Source organism: Fusobacterium sp. (assembly GCF_030528405.1).
Taxonomy (GTDB): domain Bacteria; phylum Fusobacteriota; class Fusobacteriia; order Fusobacteriales; family Fusobacteriaceae; genus Fusobacterium.
Genome location: NZ_JAUMYY010000005.1, coordinates 37,576 through 60,781, shown reverse-complemented (window position 1 = coordinate 60,781; position 23,206 = coordinate 37,576). Strand labels below are relative to the sequence as shown.

The 23,206-nt window shown below is 27.7% G+C and carries 22 protein-coding genes; 17 read left to right on the top strand and 5 right to left on the bottom strand.

The window, feature by feature from the left end; genetic code table 11:
* The first annotated feature begins 115 nt into the window (after window positions 1-115).
* The 9 genes from Q4A58_RS01665 to Q4A58_RS01625 all read left to right on the top strand — a co-directional run bounded on the left by Q4A58_RS01665 (window position 116) and on the right by Q4A58_RS01625 (window position 8,163).
* Window positions 116-673, top strand: coding sequence for a hypothetical protein (locus Q4A58_RS01665; RefSeq protein WP_303116035.1), 558 nt, complete (start codon window positions 116-118; stop codon window positions 671-673).
* A gap of 17 nt (window positions 674-690) precedes the next feature.
* A complete protein-coding gene (locus Q4A58_RS01660; protein WP_303116033.1) occupies window positions 691-1,629 on the top strand; it encodes a hypothetical protein in 939 nt (312 codons plus the stop codon).
* 35 nt (window positions 1,630-1,664) lie between these two features.
* Entirely contained in the window at window positions 1,665-2,204 is a 540-nt protein-coding gene (locus tag Q4A58_RS01655) for a hypothetical protein (protein ID WP_303116030.1), read from the top strand.
* 4 nt (window positions 2,205-2,208) lie between these two features.
* Window positions 2,209-2,769 carry a hypothetical protein gene (locus tag Q4A58_RS01650; RefSeq protein ID WP_303116027.1) on the top strand — a complete coding sequence of 187 codons (561 nt, stop codon included), beginning with the start codon at window positions 2,209-2,211 and terminating at the stop codon, window positions 2,767-2,769.
* Window positions 2,769-3,323, top strand: a complete 555-nt coding sequence (locus tag Q4A58_RS01645) for a hypothetical protein (RefSeq protein ID WP_303116024.1) — start codon at window positions 2,769-2,771, stop codon at window positions 3,321-3,323. Before Q4A58_RS01650 ends, Q4A58_RS01645 begins: the two co-directional genes overlap by 1 nt.
* Before the next feature lie 147 nt (window positions 3,324-3,470).
* Window positions 3,471-5,237, top strand: coding sequence for a DUF262 domain-containing protein (locus Q4A58_RS01640; protein ID WP_303116021.1), 1,767 nt, complete (start codon window positions 3,471-3,473; stop codon window positions 5,235-5,237).
* 205 nt (window positions 5,238-5,442) lie between these two features.
* Window positions 5,443-6,171 carry an ABC transporter ATP-binding protein gene (locus Q4A58_RS01635; protein ID WP_303116019.1) on the top strand — a complete coding sequence of 243 codons (729 nt, stop codon included), beginning with the start codon at window positions 5,443-5,445 and terminating at the stop codon, window positions 6,169-6,171.
* Window positions 6,172-6,174: 3 nt separating this feature from the next.
* Complete coding sequence (locus Q4A58_RS01630; protein ID WP_303116017.1) at window positions 6,175-7,686, top strand: ABC transporter permease/substrate-binding protein; 1,512 nt, start codon at window positions 6,175-6,177, stop codon at window positions 7,684-7,686.
* Window positions 7,687-7,713: 27 nt separating this feature from the next.
* Window positions 7,714-8,163, top strand: coding sequence for a low molecular weight protein-tyrosine-phosphatase (locus Q4A58_RS01625; protein ID WP_303116015.1), 450 nt, complete (start codon window positions 7,714-7,716; stop codon window positions 8,161-8,163).
* A 140-nt stretch (window positions 8,164-8,303) separates the two neighbouring features.
* On the opposite strand, the gene Q4A58_RS01620 is transcribed toward Q4A58_RS01625, so the two are convergent.
* The 5 genes from Q4A58_RS01620 to Q4A58_RS01600 form a co-directional block, all read right to left on the bottom strand.
* Complete coding sequence (locus Q4A58_RS01620; protein WP_303116014.1) at window positions 8,304-8,693, bottom strand: hypothetical protein; 390 nt, start codon at window positions 8,691-8,693, stop codon at window positions 8,304-8,306.
* A 1-nt stretch (window position 8,694) separates the two neighbouring features.
* On the bottom strand, window positions 8,695-11,760 hold the full coding sequence (locus Q4A58_RS01615) for an efflux RND transporter permease subunit (RefSeq protein ID WP_303116012.1): 3,066 nt from the start codon (window positions 11,758-11,760) through the stop codon (window positions 8,695-8,697).
* The gene (locus Q4A58_RS01610) at window positions 11,757-12,845 is read right to left on the bottom strand and encodes an efflux RND transporter periplasmic adaptor subunit (protein ID WP_303116010.1); all 1,089 of its coding nucleotides are present in this window, start codon (window positions 12,843-12,845) and stop codon (window positions 11,757-11,759) included. Before Q4A58_RS01610 ends, Q4A58_RS01615 begins: the two co-directional genes overlap by 4 nt.
* A 65-nt stretch (window positions 12,846-12,910) precedes the next feature.
* Complete coding sequence (locus Q4A58_RS01605) at window positions 12,911-14,179, bottom strand: TolC family protein (protein WP_303116008.1); 1,269 nt, start codon at window positions 14,177-14,179, stop codon at window positions 12,911-12,913.
* Between the two features lie 30 nt (window positions 14,180-14,209).
* On the bottom strand, window positions 14,210-14,851 hold the full coding sequence (locus Q4A58_RS01600; protein WP_303116006.1) for a TetR/AcrR family transcriptional regulator: 642 nt from the start codon (window positions 14,849-14,851) through the stop codon (window positions 14,210-14,212).
* A 214-nt stretch (window positions 14,852-15,065) separates the two neighbouring features.
* On the opposite strand from Q4A58_RS01600, the gene hpt reads away from it, so the two are divergent.
* From hpt to Q4A58_RS01560, 8 genes are all read left to right on the top strand, one after another.
* A complete protein-coding gene (gene hpt, locus Q4A58_RS01595; RefSeq protein ID WP_303116004.1) occupies window positions 15,066-15,596 on the top strand; it encodes a hypoxanthine phosphoribosyltransferase in 531 nt (176 codons plus the stop codon).
* Between the two features lie 20 nt (window positions 15,597-15,616).
* Entirely contained in the window at window positions 15,617-16,417 is an 801-nt protein-coding gene (gene rsmA, locus Q4A58_RS01590) for a 16S rRNA (adenine(1518)-N(6)/adenine(1519)-N(6))-dimethyltransferase RsmA (protein ID WP_303116002.1), read from the top strand.
* A 13-nt stretch (window positions 16,418-16,430) separates the two neighbouring features.
* Window positions 16,431-16,673, top strand: a complete 243-nt coding sequence (locus Q4A58_RS01585) for a DUF4911 domain-containing protein (RefSeq protein WP_303116000.1) — start codon at window positions 16,431-16,433, stop codon at window positions 16,671-16,673.
* Window positions 16,674-16,684: 11 nt separating this feature from the next.
* On the top strand, window positions 16,685-16,924 hold the full coding sequence (locus Q4A58_RS01580) for a KH domain-containing protein (RefSeq protein ID WP_303115998.1): 240 nt from the start codon (window positions 16,685-16,687) through the stop codon (window positions 16,922-16,924).
* Window positions 16,925-16,933: 9 nt separating this feature from the next.
* Window positions 16,934-17,449 (top strand): ribosome maturation factor RimM, encoded by a 516-nt coding sequence (gene rimM, locus Q4A58_RS01575; protein WP_303115996.1) that lies wholly within the window; start codon window positions 16,934-16,936, stop codon window positions 17,447-17,449.
* A gap of 62 nt (window positions 17,450-17,511) precedes the next feature.
* The gene (gene trmD, locus Q4A58_RS01570; protein WP_303115994.1) at window positions 17,512-18,249 is read left to right on the top strand and encodes a tRNA (guanosine(37)-N1)-methyltransferase TrmD; all 738 of its coding nucleotides are present in this window, start codon (window positions 17,512-17,514) and stop codon (window positions 18,247-18,249) included.
* Window positions 18,239-18,802 carry an RNA methyltransferase gene (locus Q4A58_RS01565; RefSeq protein WP_303115992.1) on the top strand — a complete coding sequence of 188 codons (564 nt, stop codon included), beginning with the start codon at window positions 18,239-18,241 and terminating at the stop codon, window positions 18,800-18,802. The genes trmD and Q4A58_RS01565 overlap by 11 nt, the downstream gene beginning before the upstream one ends.
* A 17-nt stretch (window positions 18,803-18,819) precedes the next feature.
* Window positions 18,820-23,205 carry a PolC-type DNA polymerase III gene (locus Q4A58_RS01560; protein ID WP_303115991.1) on the top strand — a complete coding sequence of 1,462 codons (4,386 nt, stop codon included), beginning with the start codon at window positions 18,820-18,822 and terminating at the stop codon, window positions 23,203-23,205.
* The last annotated feature ends 1 nt before the right edge of the window (window position 23,206 follow it).

The following is a 23,206-nucleotide window of genomic DNA, read 5'->3' as shown; positions in this document are numbered from 1 at the left end:
ATAGCAAAATATGCAGAAACAAAGATAGGGGAAAGTAAATCTAAAAATAAGTTTATATCAAAAGAGCAGGAAGAATCTATTAAATTTAAGAAAGAATATATCTATAGATAAAACATTGGAAGAGCAATTTACTTTAGCAAAAAATATTCCAAGTGAAGATAGGGAAAATTACGAAGCTATTATTATAGATAAAGAAATTACATTTAAACTTGGAGGAGTGAGAGGAGAAACTGGAATAGTTTTTAATAGAGATCCTGTAACTGGAGAAGAAGAATATGGTTTTGTGTCTTTTCTTGAGCCAGAGATAGGACCTAATATAGCAAGTGGAGGGGTAGGAATAAAAACATATAACAAATTAGGGGCTCCTATAAAAGATTTTCAAGGCTTTTTTGGAACAGTAAAAGGAACAGCTGGTTATGGATTAAGAGGAAGTGGAGAAATAGAAATAAATGGTCATAATAATGTTAATTATGATATAAACTTTACAGTTAGATCTGGAACTATTGGCTTTTTAGCTGGAATAGGTTATAGAAAAGTATGGAAAATTAATCCGCCAGATTGGTTAAAGCTAAAGATAAAATCTATAATTGAAAATCGTGAATCTATAAAAGAAAAATATGAAAGTATAGATAGTTTAAAAGATATTATAGATTACAGCGAAACTTTAAAATAAGGAAAGGAATGAAAATAATGACAAAAATAGTAAATAAAAAATTGACGCCTATTTATGATTTTACAGCTCTACTAACCCTTATTTTTTCACAAGTTTTTGTAATAATTTTATTATTTCTTTTTTGTATAAGTTTTTTCTATATTGAAAAAGAGAATATACTGGATAAATTATTTCTCTTATCAACATTGTTTATTTTGGTTTTTATAACATATTTCTTAATGAAAACTATAATAGTAGCATTAAGATATTTTTTTGCTCATGAAGAATGTTTTTGTGAAAATGGAAAGTTTTACTATAAAAAAATACTATTCACTAAAATAAAAATAAAAAAATTTTTCATACCTGTAAATGAAATAATTTCAGTTTTTGATTTAGGAAAAAGAGTTATAGAAGCCGAAAAAAATACACCAATAAATTATTTTAAATCAAATGAAAGAATTGGGATTAAATTAATATCTGGAATTGAATATAAAATATGGAATTATGTAAGAAAAAGGAAATTATTTAGTATTGATAACCGTTATGATAAAAATGAAGATTTTTTTATTTATTTAGAAGAAATTCAAAAAATGATAAAAGAGGAGCAAAATAAAGTACGATTAAATCAAAAAAATAAAAATTTAATGGTCAAATATACTTCTCCATTAGATGAAAGATACCAATATATTCTAAATAGAATACTTGATGAAGAAAAAGCATTCATATCTAAAAAAGATGATAATTTTATAATAAATGGAGATAGCGAAGCAATAAAAAATTTAGAAATATTAAAAGATATGGATTTTGAAGAAATAGATTTCTATATTTTTTATATAAATTATTTATCAAAAAAAGAATATGAAGATAAAAAAGTTTTAGTAGGATATAATGGCATAGATGGAAAAGAAGTAACAATGTTAAAGCTAAAAGAAGATATAAATGAGATAAGAGATAGTAGAAGTACATTTTTAAAATAGAATAAAATAACTATATTTTTACAGCAAATCCTGCTATGCCAATCAAAGATTTCAGCATAAACTCATCTAAAGGAAGCGGAGAAGGAGCATGGGTAGATAAACAAAGCTCAGTAATAGCAAGAAATGGTGGAAATATAGAGGCAGAAAATAAGCTGACTAACACAGGCGCTATAATAGGTTCATTAAATAAAGACAAGAAATTAAAAGTAGAAGCTAAAGAAATAGTTATAAATCATTTAGAAGATAAGAACAAGTATGAGAATAAAGGCGGAGGAATAAGCGCAAGCATTGGAAGTACACCTAATATATCAGTTGTTCATGATAAGGTGGATAAGGAGCAAATAAATAGAGCGACAGCAATAAATACAGATTTTACTATTTCAGGAGAAAAGAAAACATCAGAAGAATTAGGCTTTAATACAGACTTATCTAAGGCACAAGAAGTAACAAAAGATGAAGAAAAACATTTAAATGCAGAACTACATACAGATTTAATAGATAAGGAAAAAAGAGATGAAATAGTATCAGCAGGAAGAATATCTATCAAATTTAAGAAAGAATGTATCTATAGATAAGACATTGGAAGAGCAGTTTAGTTTAGCTAAGAGTATTCCGAGTGAAGATAGGGAGAATTATGGAATAGAGCTTTATACATCAGAAGCATATTCATTTGGAGGAAGAATGTCAAGAACTCAATCATTTTTTACTTTGTTAGACAAGAAAACTGAAACATTAACAACATATAATGTAGGAAGCACAAGTATAGGATTTGGCTCATTAGATATAGGAGTAAGTGCAGAAATAGGGTTATATTTAGATGATAATATTGAAGATTTATCAAAATTGACTACTTCAATTGGTGGGAGTATAGCTTTTGGGCATTTAAATATAGGAATTGATTTATTGAAGAAACCACATAATATAGAAAATAGTTCTTTTAAAGAATATATGAACTTTTTAAAGTCATTTAGAGGAATAAGGTTATATATTGGGAAAGGAATTCCAAATCCATTTAAATATGAATTACATACAACTTTTATAGAAATAGGAAGTCCTAAAAATATTAAAATTGATAAAAGAGGATATGAAGTATTTGATAACTTTTTAAAAAACTCAAGAAAAAATGAGGGAGAGTGGTAATGGATAATCTAAAAATTAATATATCTGAAGAGAAAATTTATATAAAAAAGGGATTTATGAAAAAGAAATATTTATATTGTTGGTATATTTTTTTAATAATAATAATTATTTTTATGCTATTTTTAGATAAAAATAAAGAAAGTATACTATTCAAATATTTAGACTTACTTTTCCAATACTTTAATTTTGGAATAGTTATCAATATAATTCTTATTTTATCATTTTTAGGTTCAGGTTTTTTAGGGTTTCATTTTTTTTTAGCAATGTATTTAGAAAAGATAATAGTTAGTGAAAAAATAACTATTTTTACTCCAAATTACGAAGTAGTTTTTGACTTTAAACTTTTAAAAGAAATTAAAGTAAATCCTTTCTATGGCTATAGTTCTTTAAGATCTAAAAATGCTTCATTTAGAGGTAGTTTCAGAGATAGAAGTACAATAAAGTTTATTACAAAAGATGGAAAAGAGTATGAATGGGGTTATTCATTATCATATCAAAAAGGAATGGAGATAAAAAGAATATTAGAAGAAAGAATAAAAGAAAAAGAGGTATAAATTTTTTCTAGCTAGCTCAAATAAATTTTGAGCTAGTTATTAAAAGATTTATAGATAAAGAAAAAGAAATAAAATAGTATCAATTCATAAAATAAAAGAATGTAAAATGTACAAATAATATTTTTATAAATGAAAGGAGAGCAAGGAATGGAAGAATCTTTTAAACCTTTAAGTGTATCTGTAAGCCAATTATTTGGAGACCCTAAAACATTGTATAGAATACCTCAGTATCAGCGTCCGTATAAATGGGTTAATGAGCAAGTTGAGCAATTATGGTATGATATTTTGGATGCTTATGAGAATAATGTGGAAAACTATTTTTTAGGTTCAATAATAACAGCTAAAACCTCAGATGAAAGTGGTTATATTGATGTTGTGGACGGGCAACAAAGGATGACAACCTTGATGATTTTGTTTTGTGTTCTTAGGGATAATTATAAAGATATTAATAGTAATGATACTGGCAATCCATTTACTGTTGATATTGACGCTATAAAATCAGCTATAAGTTTAAATAACAGAAATAGACGTTTAAGGTTATTTACACATTTAAATCATCAATCTGATTTTTCAAAAACTATTTTAGATGAAGGGGCTACTTCTTCATTAACACCAATTTTTAAATATCAACTAAAAAATGATCAGGAACCCATTTATAAATTTATAAATACAGCTTTTATTTTTAAAGAAAAACTTTCAAATTTGGCTTCTGAAGAAAGAGGAAAATTTGTAAATTATCTATTTAATAAAGTTCAATTAATTAGAATAGATTGCTCAAATAGAGATTTTGCAATAAAGTTATTTCAAGTATTAAATGATAGAGGAATGGATTTAACAGCAGCAGATTTAATAAAAAGTTATTTAATTGGAAACCTTAATTCTCATTTTAAAGATGATAGAGAATTATTAAAAACATATGAACAAAGCTTCATATCTGATTGGTATAATATGGAAGAAGTCATGAAAAACTCTGATATAAACTTGAGTGAACTATTTACTATGTATGAATATTATTTACTGGCGAATAACCCTAAAAAATCATTGACAGAAGAGTTACAAGATTTATTTAAAGGGAAGAATCCAAACAAAGTTATATCTAATTTAAAAGATTTTGCAAATTTATACGATGAGAAAATAGTCAATACAAACTCTAAAATTATTTATTCTTTAAGGTATATTAGATGGAGCATGTATTGGAAAAGTATTGTTATGACAGCGTTTATTGAAAAGTATAAATATATAGATGAACTATTAATTGAATTAAGAAGGTTTTATTATTTATACTGGATTGCAGGAAAAACGCTATCTCAAATAAAACAGAGTTCATTTAATGTAATAAAAGCAATAAAAGAAAATAAGCATATTAATTATATAAAGAAAATATTTGAAAATAAAATAGAAAAGGATAAAATAATTGCTTTAGTAAAAGAAAATATAAGGTCTAGAGAAATTGATGAAGAAATTTGGATAAAACCATTACTTATATTGATTGAATATGAGATGACAGATAATTCCGTTCCACATTTTATAAAGCTTGAAAAAGAAATACAATTAGAGCATATTTTACCTAAAAGATATGATCAATATAGAGAGTGGGATTATATTAGTGATAAAATTGCTGGAACCTGGTTGAGAAGTATTGCAAATTTAACACTATTAAGTGGAAAGAAGAATGTAGAAGCTGCTAATAGTCCTTTCAATGTCAAAATGGAGACATACTCTTCTGGAAAAGAAAAAAATACAACAGCTTTCAGAATTTCACAACATATACTGGATGACTATAATAACAACAAATTTAAAAGACAATGGAATGAAAATGCTTTAAAGGATAGATGGCAATGGATTATTAATCAATTTGAAAAGATTTTAAATATAGACTGTGATGATTTAAAAAAGGAAGGAAAGCCTCTTTAAATATAAGATTAAAGAATACTTTTAAATATATATTTAAGAAGTATAGAAAAATTCTATAAATTATCAGGATTTAAAATAGTCTTCTATGGTAAAATGTAAATACTATAGAAGACTATTTTTATAAATAATTTAAAAAATTTAAAATTTTATATTATATTTTAAAAACATAATAGCTATTCAATTAAGAAAAAAGGAGGGATAATTTTTGATAAAATTAAAAAATATATCAAAGGAATTTAATGGAGAACAAGTTTTAAAAAACATTAATTTAGAAATAAAAAAAGGAGAGTTTTTTGTTTTAGCAGGGACATCTGGAAGTGGAAAAACCACTCTTTTAAAAATGATAAATTATTTATTAAGTCCTACAAAAGGAAGCATAGAGATAGATAAAAAAGATATTAAAGATTATCCTCTACGAGAACTAAGATTGGATATAGGTTATGTTTTACAGCAGATAGCACTTTTCCCTAATATGTCTGTTCGTGAAAATATAGAACTTATACCAGAAATGAAAAAATGGGATAAGAAAAGAAGAGCCAAAAAGGCTAGATATCTTTTGAATAAAATAGGTTTAGATTCTGATAAATATTTAGATAGGTTTCCAAGTGAATTATCTGGAGGAGAGCAGCAAAGAGTAGGAATATTGAGAGCTATCATAACGGAACCTAAAATTTTATTAATGGATGAACCTTTTAGTGCTCTTGATCCAATATCGAGAGCACAACTTCAAAATTTAATAAAAGAACTTCATAAAGAATTGAAAATAACGGTGGTTTTTGTAACTCATGATATGAAAGAAGCAATGTATTTAGGAGATAGAATATGTATTTTATCTAAAGGTGAAGTTATTCAAGTGGATAGTCCTGAAAATATAAAAAACAATCCTAAAAATCAATTTGTAAAGAATTTTTTTCAAATTGGAGAGGAGGCATAGAGAATGAATAATTTTCATGAAACTTTAATTTTGAGAAAAAGTGAATGGTTAAAAGCCATGCTTGAGCATATTCAGATATCATTATCTTCATTGCTTTTAGCAATATTGATTGCTGTTCCTCTAGCCATTATAATTACTAAAAACAAAAAAGTAAGAGAAATTATCTTACAGATAACAGGAATTTTCCAGACTATTCCTTCACTTGCAATATTAGGTTTATTAATACCTATTTTAGGTATAGGAGTAGCACCTGCTATGGTTGCTCTGGTCATTTATGCACTTTTCCCTATAATACAAAACACTATAACTGGCTTTTTAGAAATCGATTCTTCACTTCAGGAAGCAGCAGAAGCTTTTGGAATGACTAAAATGGAAAAGCTAAAAAAATTTGAACTGGCTTTAGCAATGCCTGTTATAATTTCAGGGATAAGAACAGCAGCAGTTATGGTTATTGGAACTGCTACTCTTGCTGCTCTTGTGGGTGCAGGAGGATTAGGCTCATTCATTTTATTGGGGATTGATAGAAATAACTCAGCTCTTATTTTTATAGGTGCAGCATCTTCAGCTATATTAGCTATTTTATTTAATGTTGGAATAAAATTTTTAGAAAAACAAAAAATAAAAATTGTAGTTTTATCTTTATGTTCTATAATTTTATTTTTACTTATTACTTTTGTACCAAAAATGAATGAAAATAAAAAACTTATAATTGCAGGAAAATTAGGAGTAGAACCTGAAATTATAATTAATATGTACAAAGTTTTAATCGAAAAAAATACGGATATAGAAGTTGAAATTAAGTCAAATTTTGGAAAAACAACTTTTTTATATGAAGCACTAAAAGCAGGAGAAATAGATATTTATCCAGAATATACAGGTACAATTATAACAAGCTTATTAAAAGAAAAAGAATTTACTAAGTCAAATGAAGCAAGGGAAGTATTTGAGATAGCAAGAGATAAAATTTTTAAGCAGGATAATTTAATATACTTGGAACCTATGAAGTTTCAAAATACCTATGCTTTAGCTTTAAAAAAGGAATTTTCAGAAAAAAATAAAATTTTTAATATTTCTGATTTAAAGAAAGTTGAAAAAAATTTAATAGCTGGTTTTACTTTGGAGTTTAATGATAGAGAAGATGGAAATAAAGGACTTCAAGCACTGTATAATTTAAATTTAAATATAAAAACTATGGAGCCATCTCTTAGATATCAGGCTATTAATCATGGAGAAATACAACTAATTGATGCATATTCTACTGATAGCGAAATTAAAGAAAATAATTTAATTGTTTTATTAGATGATAGAAAGTTATTTCCTCCATATCAGGTAGCAGCTCTTTTAAGAGAAAATACTTTAATTAAGTATCCAGAGCTAAAATTAATATTGGAAAAACTTGCCAATAAGGTAAGTGATAATGAAATGAGAGAATTAAATTATCAAGTTAGAGTTAATAGAAAATCAGCTTATGAAGTTGCTGAAGAATACCTACGGAAAAATGATTTATTAGATTAATTTTTATAATGAAAGGCAGGGTTAAAAATGATAAGAGTACTATTTGTCTGTCATGGAAATATATGCAGAAGTACTATGGCAGAATCTGTATTTACACATATGATAAAAAAAAGAGGCTTAGAAAATGAATTTATAATTTTTTCTGCTGGAACAAGTAGAGAAGAAATTGGAAATCCACCACATTACGGAACAGTAAAAAAGCTTAAAGAATTAAATATTCAAGTTGTTCCTCATAGAGCTACACAAATGACAAAGAAAGATCTAGAAGATTATGACTATATAATAGGAATGGATGAAGCTAATATTAGAAATATAGAAAAAATTGTGGGGACAAAAAGTGAAAAAATAAAAAAATTACTTTCTTTTTCTGGATTGAAGGATGATATAGCAGACCCTTGGTATACTGGGAATTTTGATAGAACTTATGAGGATATTGAAAAAGGTCTGAATGATTTTTTAAAAGAAATTTTAAAATAAAAAAAGTTGTTGCGAATTAAATTTTTTAAGTTTTGTTTAGCATCCTGAATATCTCAAGAGTTTGTTAAAAGCTCTTAAGATATTTAGTTATGCTAGCAGAACTCGTAAAGCAACAACCTTTTTTTGGATATGGAAGGATATTATTTTATATATTTTTCTTTTAATTCTTCAAGGAGTTCTTCATCCACTTGGATTTCTTCTTCATAGAAGCTTTTAATAACTCTATCAAAAGGAACTATCCATAAAGACATAGCTATTCCTTTTGGAAGAGCCATTCTAAAAGTTTTTAGTTTAATCAATAAATCATCAATTTTATTTTCTTTCATAGGGATGTAAAACACAGCAGAAGAACCTGGCCAAGTTTTACTTTGTTTTTGCTTAACTCTTTCATTCACAGCTCTTTTGACATCACTTTCCATAGTGTAATTATTAATATCTATCTGCTCTAAAAACTCTTCTAATCTTCTAGCTTGAGAATCATTTATATGAAGTATAAGCATTTTATATACTTTTTCAAAATTTATTTCCATATTATATCGCCCCTTTTTTCTTAGAAAATTTCTTTAAAAAATTAGAAAAATAACTATTTAACTTTACAGTTAGGTCATCAGCTAAAGCATAAAGAATAGGAATCACTATAAGAGTTAAAAGGGCTGAAAAAGATAAACCAAAAATAACTGTTAGAGCCATACCTCTGTATATTTCAGAGCCCTCACCTATTCCTAGAGCTAATGGAATCATTCCTAAAACAGTTGTTGCAGTTGTCATAAGTATAGGTCTTAATCTTGTGGTGCAAGATTCAATAATTGCCTCTTTTCTTTTATAGCCTCTTTCTCTTAGCATTTTTATAAAATCTATAAGTACAATGGCATTATTAACAACTATACCAGCTAGCAGTATTACACCAATCATTACCATTATATCTAGAGATTGACCAAAGATTACAAGTCCCCAAATGACTCCAATAAGAGCAAGAGGAATTGAACCAATAACAATTATAGGCATAATGAAGCTTTCAAATTGAGAAGCAAGTAAGGCATAAATTAAGAAAATAGAAATACCCAGAGCAAAAGTTAGTTGTCCCATTGCTTTTATCATATTTTCCGTATCTCCACCCCAACTGTAAGTTACTGTATTTGCAGGTTTTGCTTTTTTAAATTCTTCGATAAATTTTTGTTGAATTACTCTTTGTCCAGCTCCAGCATCATTTCCAGAGATAGTAACAGAATAAATTCTATTTTTCTTTTTTATTTCAGAAGAAGCCTCAGCATTTTTAATCGTAGCTACATCAGATAATTTTATAAACTTTTTATCAGCAACTTTTATATTAATTTGTTCAAGAGCTGCTAAATTATTTCTTTTTTCTTTTGGTAATCTTATCAGAACGTCAATCTCTTCAGTACCACTTTTTATAGTTACTGTTCTAGCTCTGTCTCCTCCTAAAATATAGTAGCTAAGAGTTTGAGCAATAGTTGCGGGATTAATTCCATAAGATTTTACTTTTTCTCTATCAACCTCGATTCTAAGTTCTGTTGAACCAGATGATAAAGTTGATGTAAGTTCCATTATTCCATTATATTTTTGCATATTTTCTAAGACTTGTTTTCCCAGAGTTTTAATTTCATCTAAATTTGAACCTTCTATAATAAATTCTATATCTCTAGTAGCATTACCACTTTTGAAAGAATTTGTTAGAGATATCTTCGTATCCAGAATATTTTTTGTAAGAGGTCTTATTTCATCCATTATCTCAAAAACAGATTTTTTTCTGTTATTTTTTTTGCCTATATCAATATTTAGAGATACGCTATTAGGCTGAACAATTGTGGAATAACTTTCAACACTTTCATGTTTAGCTACAAGATTTTCCATTTCTTTTGCGATTCTATTAGCTTTTTCAATATCAGTTCCCTTTTGTAACTCAGCCATTATTGAAAATTGACCTGTATCTTGTTTTGGGAAAAATTGAAATTTTATAAATCTAGGACCTACTAAAAGTGTAAAAAGAAAAATTCCTATTGCTATAGCTACAGTTTTTAATCTATTTATAACTGCCCAACTTATAATAGATAGATATCTTTTCTTGACTTTTCCAAAAATTCTTCCTTCCTTTGTACTTATTGAATTGGAAGTTAAAAATTTACTAGCTAACATAGGTATAAGTGTAATTGCAACTATAAGGGCAGCAATATTAGAAAATATAATTGCAAAAGACATATCTCTAAATATTTCTCTTGATATACCAGGAATAAATAAAATGGGTATAAAAACAACCATAGTTGTAAGTGATGAAGCTATAATAGAAAGAGTAACTTCATTCGTACCATTTTCAGCGGCCTCTAAAGTAGGAGAATTAAGCTCAGTTAAATGCCTAAATATATTATCAACAACAACAACTGAGTTGTCCGTAAGCATACCAACACCTATTGAAAGCCCCATAAGAGATATAAGATTAAGAGTAGTTCCTGCCATAGATAGAAATGCAAAGGTAAATATTACTGCAACTGGAAGAGAAGCAGAGATTAATAAGGTACTTTTAAAACTTTTTAAAAATATAAATAATACTATAGAAGCTAATATTAGACCTTGAATTGCAGAACTAGTAACATTTGAAATTGAGTTGTTAATATCTATTGAAGTATCTAAAACAATTTTCTTTTGAGTCCCAACTGGCATCATAGCTTCTAATTTTTCAATAGTTTTAAAAACAGAATTATTTAATTCGACAGTACTTCCATCGCTTGATTTAGAAATCATAACTGTAATTGAGTCTTCACCGTTTAAATACCCTATAGTTGATTTATCTTCATGAGTTAAAACAACATCAGCTACATCTCTTAATCTCAAAGTATTTCCATTGGCATTTATTACCATATTTTTAAAATCATCAATGGTTCTCATTTCGCCCATAAATCTCAATATCATATCCTTTGTACCATCAGATAATTTACCAACAGGTATAGTTGGAGTAGAGGCAGATATCAGAGAATACAGTTCCATAGGAGTCATATTGTACGCCATTAATTTATCAGAATCAACTTGAATTTGAACTTGCTTAGTAGGATTACCAAATATACTTACTTCTCCTACTCCTTCTAAGCTTTCAAGTTGAGGTTTTAAATATTGATCTATAAAACTTGCCAGAGTAGATTTATTAGGAGCAGTAAAAGCAACTATAGCAGTTAAGTTCCCAGAACCAACCTCAATTTTCTTTACAATTGGAGAGTTGGAATCATTTGGTAAGCTATTAGCTATTTTAGAAACCTCTCTTTGTATTTCATTAACTTTTTCATTGGAATTAACTCCAAAATTAAATTTTACAACAATAGTAGATCTTCCATAAGAAGATGTAGAGCTTATGGTATCTATACCCTCAACATTAGGTAGAGCTTCCTCAATTTTTTTAGTAATTTGATTTTCAACATCTTCAGCAACCGCTCCCGTCCAAGCAGTAGAAACAGTAACAACAGGAACTTGCATATTTGGTAACATTTCTTTTTTCATATTAAACATAGCAAGTAAACCTATGAAAATGATAGAAACCATTACCATTGTTGTAGCAACTGGTCTACGGATAGATATTCCTGCTAATGTCATTTATTATTCACCTCATTTTTAATTTCGACTTCATCATTATCTTGTAGTCCAAAGATACCTTTCACAACAATTTTATCTCCAGCTTTTATTTCGGCTGATGAGATTTCAGTATAAGGCAAATTTGTTACTCCTGTTTTAACTTCAATTTGATGAACCTTGCCATCCGAGTACTTATAGACATAATTTAACAAATCTCTTACAAAAATTGCTTCATCTTCTATAACTAATACATTAACTTTCCCAACATTTATAACAACATTTCCATACATACCATCTTTTATATTTTTTCCATTGTTTTCTAAGGATAGTTTTATTTGAAAATTCTTTGTTACTTCATCGGCAACAGGATTTATTTCAGTAATCATAGCATCAAAATCTCTATTTAATGCTTCAACCTTAACTTTTAAAGTATCACCTTTATTAATTTTAGATATTGCTTCCGCAGATATCCCTACATAGGCCTGCATCTTATCATCGTTTAATACAGTGAAAACAGTTTCCTTTGCATTAACTTTATTTCCAACTTTTACAAAAAGATTTGCAACAACTCCATCAATGTCAGCACGCCTTGTCAATTTATCAAAGTCATTTTTGGCGCTTTGAAAAGTAGCTTGAGCAACTTCCAAACTTCCTCTTGCATTTATAAAAGAACTTTCATACTGTGAAAATTCTAAAAATGATATAAGTTGCTTATCATAAAGTACCTTAAATTTCTCATAATTAGCTCTAGCTATGTCATAGCCAGCTTTTGCAGACTGATAATTTGCATTGGCTTGTAAATATGTTGCCTTTGTAGCTGGATCAGAAAATTCAACAACTAGTTCCCCTTTTTTCACCTTATCGCCATTATTTTTATAGATTTTTTCAACAGTTCCACCTTTTTCAGTAGAATGATTTATTTTATCTTGGGGTTCTAAAGTTAAACTTGATTCAAAAAGTTTTGACATTTCTTTTTCTTTTACCTCTCCAAGACTGACAAGTTTTATAATTTTATTTTCTTTAATATTATTATCTTTTTCCTCTTTTTTTCCACAGCCAACTAAAAATAAGCTTGTGCTCAAAATAAAAATTAAAATATTTTTCATTTTTCCTCCCTTGTTTAGCGAAAGCTTTAACTATTTTTTATAACTTAAATGTAAATAAGTTTTTATTAAATAATAAGTGATCTATACTTTTCAAACGCCAAATAGTAGTCCATTAAAGTTTTATTGTAATCTATATTGGCATTTCTATATTTATTTTCAGTATCAAGATAATCTATGGTTGATATAAGTCCCGCATCATATCTTTCTTGATCCATTTCAAAGTTCAGCTTTGCTACTTCCAAAGCTTTACTTTTAGATTCTCTTAATTTTTCAAGTCTAAGTAAGTCAAAATATGCACTTTTCACAGAAATCTCTATATTTTCTTTTGTAGAGATTTCTTTTAATTTCTGCTGTTCTTTTTCAAGTTTCGCTATTCTATAATCATCAATATCAGAACCAAAAGAAAAAATATTCCAAGTAACTTGTATTCCTCCCATCCACTTTGCATCTCTGTGTGAATTTTCAAATTTGGTTCTTTCAGTTGTTCCATAGGTTGCAAAAGCACTTATTTTAGGAAGAATATTTCCAGCTGCAGCAATACTTTGAGCTTCAGAAATATTAAACTGTTCTTCAGATATTTTTGCAGCTAGACTTTCATTTATAGCTTGTTCCAAATCTTTATCTATGTCAATACTTTTGGATAAATTGCTAGGAACATCAAAGTCAACAACTTTTATAAATTCATCTTTATTTAACCCCGTCTTTATTCTTAATTGTTCTCTATATGTATCGATTTGGCTTTTTATTGCAATTATATTTGATTCAATTTCTAGAAGTGAGTATTCCGTTTGAGATATATCACTTTTTTTAATTAATCTAAGCTCTAGTTGAATTTTTTGTTTATTATATCTTTTTTGTAGAATTTCCTTAGAGTTCTCAAGAGCTACCAGATCTTTTTCGGCATTTAAAAGGCTGAAATAAGCGGATATAGTTTCTATTCTCATTTGAATTTTTGAAATTAAAAAAGAATAATTTGCTATATTTTCATAAGCCTTAGCTCCTTTTATTCCTGCAAGAATAGTTCCACCTGCAAATAATGGCTGGGATATTGTAATGTTTTGTGTGTAGCCACCTCTTCCTTTTTCTCTATTTTTATCATTTATAGCAATTTCTCTATCGTAATTACTACGAGAATATTTTCCATTATATGTAACCTTAGGTAGGGCAACTTTAAAAGCCTTTTGTAGATTTATCTTAGAAATTTCTAAATTTTTTTCAGAAATTTTAATATCTTTACTATTTATAAGACTTAGTTCAATAGCCTCTTCAAGAGTAAGATCACGAGCAAATATTAAACCATTCAATAATATAAAGATTATGAATATTTTTTTCATAGTAGTTCTCCTTATTTTTTAAAATTAAATCTATACCAACATTTTTTTAATATTTTTTAATACAAATTCTCTTTTTTCTTCCATTTCATTTGAAATAAGTAGTTTTTTCACTTCTTCTAAATTTTTAATTTTAAAAACTCCTTCATCTATTTCAAAAATATCATCAATTAGAAAATTAGTTCTTATACCTTCTATCATTTTAGAGTAAGTTAAAATTTCACTTTTTGAAAAGTTAGTATATTTTTTTAAATTTTCCTTAATATTATCTCTGTGAACATTTGGAAGATTATAAATTTTTTTCAGATTTTCACTGCTTAAAATTTCAAGATTTCTGAATAAGTTTGCTAAAATAAGTTCTAGTTCAAGTTCTTCATCATTTAATTTTAATCTATATTTAATATATTTATCTAGAAATTCATCTAAGCTTTTAGAGGACTCTGAACAATCCTTTAATATATTTTTTAATAGATTTTTATATTCGGCTATGACTATAGAAAGTATTTCATCTTTGGATGAAAAATATGTATAAAAACTTCCTTTCGAAATATTACACTGTGCAGTTAATGAATTAATAGAAACCTTACTGTAACCATTTACAAGAATACTTTGTTTAAATGTATTTAAGATTAATTCTTTTTTATTTTCTTTGTCCATTTTATTTTCTTTAATCATAGTCATCTCCTTTTCAAAATTGACCATATGGTCATTGACCGAGTGGTCATTAAAAATATTATAGTATTTTTTTCTTATTATGTCAAATTTTATATTTTATAAGAAAATTTTTTCTTTTTCTTATTAGAGTTTATAAATTAAAATTCCTTGATAAAAAAATAGTAAAATGATAAAATTAAATAATATTATTTTATAATTTTATTAGGGGGATTTTATGAATTACAGAATAGAAACATTGATTTCAAGAGCAGAAGTTGAGAGAAGAATAAAAGAACTGGCAAAAGAAATTGAAAAAGAATATGAAAAAAAAGACTTAATTTGTATAGGACTTCTAAAAGGTTCAGTAGTATTTTTAAGTGACTTAATAAAAGAAATTAATTTGCCTCTTCAAATAGACTTTATGAATGTTTCTAGTTATGGAAATGAGACTACAACAAGTGGAAATGTAAAGGTGTTAAAAGATACAGATATAGATGTAAGTGGGAAAGATGTGTTAATCATTGAAGATATAATAGATACAGGAATTACTTTAGAATATGTGCAAGCTATGTTTAAAGCAAAGGGAGTATCCAGTGTTAAAGTATGTGCATTATTGAGTAAACCAGAAAGAAGAAGAGTTGAAGTCTTTGTTGACTATATAGGTTTTGAAATCCCAGATAAGTTTGTAGTAGGTTATGGACTTGATTATGCACAAAAGTATAGAAATTTACCATATATTGGTGCTGTAATTTTTGAAGAAAATTAATATTGAGTAGAGTTGATTTTATGTCATTTTATCATAAAAAAAAATATGGACAGAATTTTTTAAATAATGAACTTGAGATTTTAAATAAAATAATTGAAGTTTCTGAAGTTGGAAATGAAGATAGTATACTAGAGATAGGACCTGGTCAGGGTGCATTGAGTTCTATGCTTGTAGATAGAGTAAAAAATTTAATCTGTGTTGAAATAGACAGAGATTTAGAAAAACCGTTGCAAAAAAAATTTTCAAATAAGAAGAATTTTAAGTTGATAATGGCTGATATTCTCGAATTAGATTTAAGAGAATATTTAACAAAAAATACAAAAGTTGTAGCTAATATACCTTATTATATAACTTCACCGATTATAAATAAAATTATAGAGCATAGAGATTTAATAGATGAAGCATATTTAATGGTTCAAAAAGAAGTAGGAGAAAGAATTTGTGCCAAAAAGGGTAGAGAGAGATCGATTCTTACTTTAGCTGTAGAATACTATGGTGAGGCTAGCTATCTATTTACAATACCAAGAAGGCACTTTAAACCAATTCCCAATGTTGATTCAGCGTTTATAAAAATAAAATTAGATAGGGAAAACAAATATAAAAAAATAATGAATGAAGCAGTTTTTTTTAAATATATAAAAGCAGCTTTTTCAAATAAAAGAAAAAATATAGTAAATAATCTTTCAACTTTAGGTTTCAAAAAAGACTTTATAAAAGAGGTCTTAAAGGGGCTCAATATACCAGAAAGCGAAAGAGCTGAAAATATAGGAATAGATGATTTTATAGAGTTAATTAAAGCTTTTGAGATTAAAAAAAATTAATAAGGAAGGTTCTATGAACAAGAGTTATGAATTTATAATAGAAAGTAGACGGGAAGATATAGATTTTATAAATAAAATTGTAGAAGCTTATGAAGGAGCAGGGGTAGTAAGAACTTTAGATCCCTTAAAAGGAATAATAAGCGTTATATCTACATATGATTTTAAAGATTTTATGAGAGATATATTGATTGATTTAGGCAAAAAATGGGTTAAGCTAGAAATTATAGAAGAAGGAATTTGGAAAGGAAAATTATAGAGAGGGGTATTATGGAAAGATTAGAAAGTTTAATAGAATTTATTGTTAAGGAATTAGTTGATACAAAGGATAAAGTTAATATAACTTATGAAATTTTAGATTCAAATGTAACATTTAAAGTTTCAGTTGCTAAGGGAGAAATGGGAAAAATCATAGGTAAAAATGGGCTTACTGCTGGTGCAATAAGAGGAGTTATGCAAGCAGCAGGAGTAAAAGATAAATTAAATGTAAATGTTGAATTTATAGATTAGGGTGAAAAAATGGAGCTTTTAGTTGCTGGTAAAATTTTAGGAACCCATCACTTAAAAGGTGAAGTAAAAGTTTTGTCCAATATAGATAATATAAGTCTTCTTGAAGGGAATAAAATAATTTTGGAACTAGAAAATTCTCAAAAAAAATTATTTACTATAAAGAAAATTGAGCCTTTTGTTGCAAACAAATGGATTTTTTCATTTGAAGAAGTGAAAAATAAAAAAGATGCTACAGAATTAAGAAATGCACTTATTAAGGTTAGAAGAGATTTAGTTGGAATGACAGAAGATGAATATCTTATGAGTGATTTGATAGGATTGAAAGTCTATGACGTAAAAAACAATGAGTATTTGGGAGAAGTAACAGAAATCTTTGAAACAGCTGCTCATGATATTTATGTAATAGATACGGAAGATTATGAAATTATGATACCTGATGTGGAAGTTTTTATAAAAAAAATTGACTACCAAAACAGAAAAATGGAAGTTGATTTAATTGAAGGTATGAAAGAAATGAAGAAATAAGGAGATAGCTATTGCAGATATATTAACTTATAAGATGTAATAGGCTTGGTATAAGTTGTGATATGAAAATAAATATTTTAACATTGTTTCCTAAAATGTTTGAAGGTTTTATAACTGAGAGCATAATAGCAAGGGCAATTAAAGCAAAACTAGTAGAAATAAATATAATAGATATAAGAAATTTTTGCTTGGATAAACATAAACAAGCAGATGATATTCCCTTTGGAGGAGGCTCAGGTATGGTTATAAAAATTGAGCCAATATTTAGAGCTCTGGAAACTGTTGGAGGTAAAGTGATATACACTTCACCTCAAGGCAGAAAGTTAAATCAGGAGCTGGTAAAAGAGTTGCTTTTGAATGAAGAGTTGACTATAATAGCTGGACATTATGAAGGTATAGATGAAAGAGTTATAGAAAATAAAGTTGATATGGAAATTTCTATTGGAGATTTTGTTTTAACAGGTGGAGAATTGGCGGCAATGGTTATATCAGATGCTATTATTAGACTTGTACCTAATGTTATAAAAAAGGAGTCATATGAAAATGATTCATTTTTTAATAGCTTACTGGATTATCCACACTATACGAGACCAGCTGAATATAGAGGACTTAAGGTTCCAGAAATTTTATTGTCTGGTCATCATAAAAAAATTAATGAATGGAGATTAAAAGAAAGTTTGAAAAGAACATATCTTCGGAGAAAAGATTTACTAGAAAAGAGAGAGTTTACAAAATTAGAAAAAAGACTATTAGAAGAAATAAAAATAGAGTTATTAAAAGGAAAAGAAAATGAGAAATAAAATATATTTGAGCTTGGTGCATTACCCAGTTTATAATAGAAACAGAGATGTAGTTTGTACTTCAGTTACAAATTTTGATATACATGATATTTCTAGGACTTGTGGAACCTATGAACTGAAAGGTTATAGGCTTGTAGTTCCAGTAGATGCACAAAAGAAATTGACAGAGAGAATAATAGGATATTGGCAAGATGGAACGGGAGGTCAGTATAACAAAGATAGAGAGAAGGCTTTTGGAAGTACTGGGGTTGTAGAAAGTATAGAAAGTGTAATAAAAGAAATTGAAATACTTGAAGGGCAGAAGCCACTTATTATAACTACATCTGCAAGACTATTTTCAAACAGTATAACTTATGAAGGATTAAGAAAAAATATTTATGAAGACGACAGACCTTACCTTTTACTGTTTGGAACAGGTTGGGGATTAACAGATGAAATAATGGAGATGTCAGATTATATATTAGAACCAATTAGGGCTAAGTCTAAGTATAATCATTTGTCAGTTAGGGCAGCAGTAGCAATAATTCTAGATAGACTATTTGGAGAAAATTAATTTTCTTGGAGAAAATAATGGAAAATAAACAGATACAAATAAAACCAAACTCAAATGTTTTTTCTAATATGGGAGTTAATAATTTAAAAATAAAAAATATTACTTTAAATACTAGAAATAAAAAAATTATTTTTGATTGTGCTATATCATCTTTAAATTGTATAGATGAGATAGATAAAATTTATAAAAATATATCAGAAAAATTTGGAAGAGAATTAGAAGTTGGTTTTGAAACAGAAAATCAATATAATTTTTCAGAAGAAGATTTAAAGGAAATTGTAAAGAGGGCCGTAGAGAGATTAAAAAAGAAAAACTCTACTTCTAGGTCCTTTTTGTGTTTTTATAAAATTCATATAAAGGATAAAAAAATTATTCTGGAATTGAATGATGAGAATGCTGTATTTATTTTAGAAGAAATGAAAATAAATATAAAACTTGAAGCACTATTATTTGAATATGGTATAAAAGATAGAACTATTCATTTTTTAAGCGGAGATTTTTCAAAAGATATAAAAGATTTTGATGAAAGAATAGAAAAAATAATAAAAAAAGCAGAACAGGAAAATCAAAATAAAAGAGAGGAATTTGCTAAAAATAATATAAATTCACAAGAAAATGATTCTAATATTAATGGAAATTCCTTTAATGGGAATGGATTTAAGCCTTCATTTAAAAAGGAACCAAAAACAAAAGAAATAAAAGGAGAAGTTATTAAAATAAAAGATTTTTATTCACTCTATGAAGGCGAAAACTGTATAGTAGAGGGAGAAATATTTTTAGTTGAAGACAGACCGATAAAGAATGGGAGAGTTATAAGAACATTTATGTTGAATGATAAAACAAGTTCACTAACTGCAAAAATGTTTTTAGATTCTGCTGATGAACTTTCCATAAGTGAAGGGAAATATGTAAAATTAAGTGGAAAAGTACAGGTAGATATTTACTCAAATAATGAAAAAGTATTTATGGCAAACTCTATAAATTTTTTAGAACGGGAAAATACAAAGAAAATAGACTTAGCAGATGAAAAAAGAGTGGAATTGCATACTCATACTAAAATGAGTGAAATGGTAGGGGTTGTAGATGTAGAGGATTTGATAAAAAGAGCAAAAGATTATGGTCATTCCCATATTGCAATAACAGATTATTCAGTTGTTCATTCTTTTCCAAGTGCCTATAAAACAATTAAAGCAATGTCAAAATCTGTTAAAAGTGAAGAAGAAAAATTAAAAGTTATTTTTGGTTGTGAAATGTATATGGTTGATGATGAAGCAGAAATGGTTTCGCATGCCAAAGATATAGACATAGACAAAGAAGAGTTTATTGTTTTTGATATAGAAACACTAGGTTTAAATGCTCATAAAAACGAAATTATAGAAATTGGAGCTGTAAGAATAAAATCTGGAAGAATAGCCGAGAGATTTGGACAATTAATCGATCCAGAGAAAAAGGTTCCAGCTCATATTACAAACATTACTAAAATTACTGATGAGATGTTAAAGGGTATGCCAAAGATAGATAAGGTCATAAAGGATTTTGTAGAATTTATTGGAGATTCAACACTTGTTGCACATAATGCTCCCTTTGACATAGGATTTATAAAGAGAGATATAAAAAAATATCTAGGAAAGAAATTAGAAAACCCAGTTATAGATACATTACAAATGGCAAGAGATTTATATCCTGAACAAAAGAAATATGGCTTATCTGATATGAATAGATTTCTAGGTCTTTCTTTGGAGAACCACCATAGAGCAGTGGACGATGCTCAAGCCACAGCAAATATGTTTTTAATTTTTTTAGATAAATACAAAGAGAAAAAAATTACAAGATTGAATGATATAAATGGAGCCTTTGATTTAAATTTAAAAAAGCAATCTCTAAGAAATGTTATGATTCTAGTCAAAAATCAAGAGGGTTTAAAAAATCTGTATAGATTAATATCAGAAGCTCACATAAATTACTTTGGTGGAAGAAAAGCTAGAATTCCAAAATCATATCTTTCAAAATATAGAGAAGGTCTTATAATTGGTTCTTCACTTAGTGGACATTTTATGAACAGTGGAGAACTTTTGGAATTATATCTAAGAAACGACTTAGAGAAACTAGAAAAACAAATAGATTTTTATGACTATGTGGAGCTTCTTCCTAAATCTACATACAATGAACTTTTGGAAGTAGACTCAACTGGTGCAATTGACTCATTTGAAGCTGTAGAAGAGATGAATAAATATTTTTATGAATTGGCAACTAAAAAAAATAAAATAGTTACAGCTAGTTCAAATGTTCATTATCTTGATGAAAAAGATGAGCTTCTGAGAGCTATATTATTATACGGAAGTGGGACTGTCTATAATCCAAAACAGTATAAGGTAAATAATGGATTTTATTTCAGAACTACAGAAGAAATGTTAGATGAATTTTCATATATGGGTGAAGAGATTGCAAAGGAAATAGTTGTTAAAAATACAAAATTTATAGCCTCAATGATAGAGGAAGTGCAGCCAATACCAGATGGATTTTTTCCACCAAAGATGGAGAATGCAGAAGAAATAGTAAGAGAGATGACATATCAGAGAGCATATAAGATTTATGGTGATCCTCTTCCTAAAATAGTGGCAGAAAGATTAGAGAGAGAATTAAATGCAATAATAGGAAATGGATTTTCAGTACTTTATTTATCAGCACAAAAATTAGTAAAAAAATCTTTAGACAGTGGTTATTTAGTTGGTTCGCGTGGTTCAGTAGGTTCATCTTTAGTAGCCTTTATGATGGGAATAACAGAGGTTAATGCCCTATATCCACATTATATTTGTGATAATCCTGAATGTAAGCACTCTGAATTTATAGAAAGAGAAGGAGTAGGGATAGACTTACAAGATAAAATTTGTCCTAAGTGTGGTCAGCCGTATAGGAAAGATGGTTATTCAATTCCTTTTGAAGTATTTATGGGTTTTGAGGGAGATAAGGTTCCTGATATAGATTTAAATTTTTCAGGAGAATATCAGTCTGAAATTCATAGATACTGTGAAGAAATGTTTGGTAAAGAAAATGTTTTCAAAGCAGGAACTATATCAACTTTAGCAGATAAAAATGCAGAAGCCTATGTAAGAAAATATTTTGAAGATAATAATTTACCTATTATAAAAGCTGAAACAACAAGGCTTGGAAAACTTTGCCAAGGAGCAAAAAAAACGACAGGTCAGCATCCAGGTGGAATGATAGTTCTACCTAGTGACAGATCTATATATGAATTTTGTCCAGTGCAAAGACCAGCAAATGATGAAAATAGCTCATCTACGACAACACATTATGATTATCATGTAATGGATGAACAGCTTGTGAAACTTGATATACTAGGTCATGATGATCCAACGACAATAAAATTATTACAAGAATATACAAACATTGAAATAAAAGATATTCCACTTGCAGATAAAGAAACTTTAAAGATTTTCTCATCAACGGAATCTTTGGGAGTAAGTAAAGAGGATATAGGATCTGAAATAGGAACCTATGGAATACCAGAATTTGGAACAGACTTTGTAAGACAGATGTTAATAGACACAAAGCCTACAACTTTTGCAGAGCTTGTAAGAATATCAGGGCTATCTCATGGTACGGATGTATGGTTAAATAATGCACAAGAATTTGTAAAAGATGGGAAAGCAACACTATCAGAAATTATAACTGTGAGAGATGATATTATGAACTATCTCATAGATCAAGGTATAGAAAAGGGGACAGCTTTTAAAATAATGGAATTTGTAAGAAAAGGTAGACCTTCAAGAGAGCCTGAAGGCTGGGCAAAGTACTCTGATATGATGAAAGAAAAAGGAGTAAAAGATTGGTATATTGAATCTTGCAGAAGAATAAAGTATATGTTCCCTAAGGGGCATGCTGTAGCCTACGTAATGATGGCAATGAGGATAGCATATTTTAAAGTTCATCATCCTTTAGCATTTTATGCAGCATTTTTATCTAGAAAAGCTGAAGATTTTGATATGGAAACTATGAGCAGAGGAATACTAGCTAAGGAAAGATTAAATGAATTATCTAAAGAACCTAAGCTAGATCCTAAGAAGAAAAATGAAAAAGCTATATGTGAAATAATAGTTGAAATGGAAGCAAGAAATATAGAACTTTTACCTGTTGATATATATAAGTCAAGTGGAAAAAAATTCATAATAGAAGATGAAAAAATAAGAATACCACTTGTAGGAATAAGTGGTTTAGGTGGAGCAGTGGTTGAGAATATAGAAAAAGAGAGAGAAATAGCAAAATTTATTTCAATTGAAGATCTTAAAAGAAGAACTAAACTAAATCAAACAGTAGCTGAAAAATTAAAACAAGTAGGTGCTATTTCTGATTTAAGTGAAACAAATCAAATATCTTTATTTTAAA

Bases quoted from the DNA above. Each gene is read 5' to 3' on its own strand.
- Q4A58_RS01660 (WP_303116033.1), top strand. From the start codon at position 691: ATGACAAAAATAGTAAATAAAAAATTGACGCCTATTTATGATTTTACA.
- Q4A58_RS01655 (WP_303116030.1), top strand. From the start codon at position 1,665: ATGCCAATCAAAGATTTCAGCATAAACTCATCTAAAGGAAGCGGAGAA.
- Q4A58_RS01645 (WP_303116024.1), top strand. From the start codon at position 2,769: ATGGATAATCTAAAAATTAATATATCTGAAGAGAAAATTTATATAAAA.
- Q4A58_RS01640 (WP_303116021.1), top strand. From the start codon at position 3,471: ATGGAAGAATCTTTTAAACCTTTAAGTGTATCTGTAAGCCAATTATTT.
- Q4A58_RS01630 (WP_303116017.1), top strand. From the start codon at position 6,175: ATGAATAATTTTCATGAAACTTTAATTTTGAGAAAAAGTGAATGGTTA.
- Q4A58_RS01625 (WP_303116015.1), top strand. From the start codon at position 7,714: ATGATAAGAGTACTATTTGTCTGTCATGGAAATATATGCAGAAGTACT.
- Q4A58_RS01620 (WP_303116014.1), bottom strand. From the start codon at position 8,693: ATGGAAATAAATTTTGAAAAAGTATATAAAATGCTTATACTTCATATA.
- Q4A58_RS01615 (WP_303116012.1), bottom strand. From the start codon at position 11,760: ATGACATTAGCAGGAATATCTATCCGTAGACCAGTTGCTACAACAATG.
- Q4A58_RS01610 (WP_303116010.1), bottom strand. From the start codon at position 12,845: ATGAAAAATATTTTAATTTTTATTTTGAGCACAAGCTTATTTTTAGTT.
- Q4A58_RS01605 (WP_303116008.1), bottom strand. From the start codon at position 14,179: ATGAAAAAAATATTCATAATCTTTATATTATTGAATGGTTTAATATTT.
- Q4A58_RS01600 (WP_303116006.1), bottom strand. From the start codon at position 14,851: ATGATTAAAGAAAATAAAATGGACAAAGAAAATAAAAAAGAATTAATC.
- hpt (WP_303116004.1), top strand. From the start codon at position 15,066: ATGAATTACAGAATAGAAACATTGATTTCAAGAGCAGAAGTTGAGAGA.
- rsmA (WP_303116002.1), top strand. From the start codon at position 15,617: ATGTCATTTTATCATAAAAAAAAATATGGACAGAATTTTTTAAATAAT.
- Q4A58_RS01585 (WP_303116000.1), top strand. From the start codon at position 16,431: ATGAACAAGAGTTATGAATTTATAATAGAAAGTAGACGGGAAGATATA.
- Q4A58_RS01580 (WP_303115998.1), top strand. From the start codon at position 16,685: ATGGAAAGATTAGAAAGTTTAATAGAATTTATTGTTAAGGAATTAGTT.
- rimM (WP_303115996.1), top strand. From the start codon at position 16,934: ATGGAGCTTTTAGTTGCTGGTAAAATTTTAGGAACCCATCACTTAAAA.
- trmD (WP_303115994.1), top strand. From the start codon at position 17,512: ATGAAAATAAATATTTTAACATTGTTTCCTAAAATGTTTGAAGGTTTT.
- Q4A58_RS01565 (WP_303115992.1), top strand. From the start codon at position 18,239: ATGAGAAATAAAATATATTTGAGCTTGGTGCATTACCCAGTTTATAAT.
- Q4A58_RS01560 (WP_303115991.1), top strand. From the start codon at position 18,820: ATGGAAAATAAACAGATACAAATAAAACCAAACTCAAATGTTTTTTCT.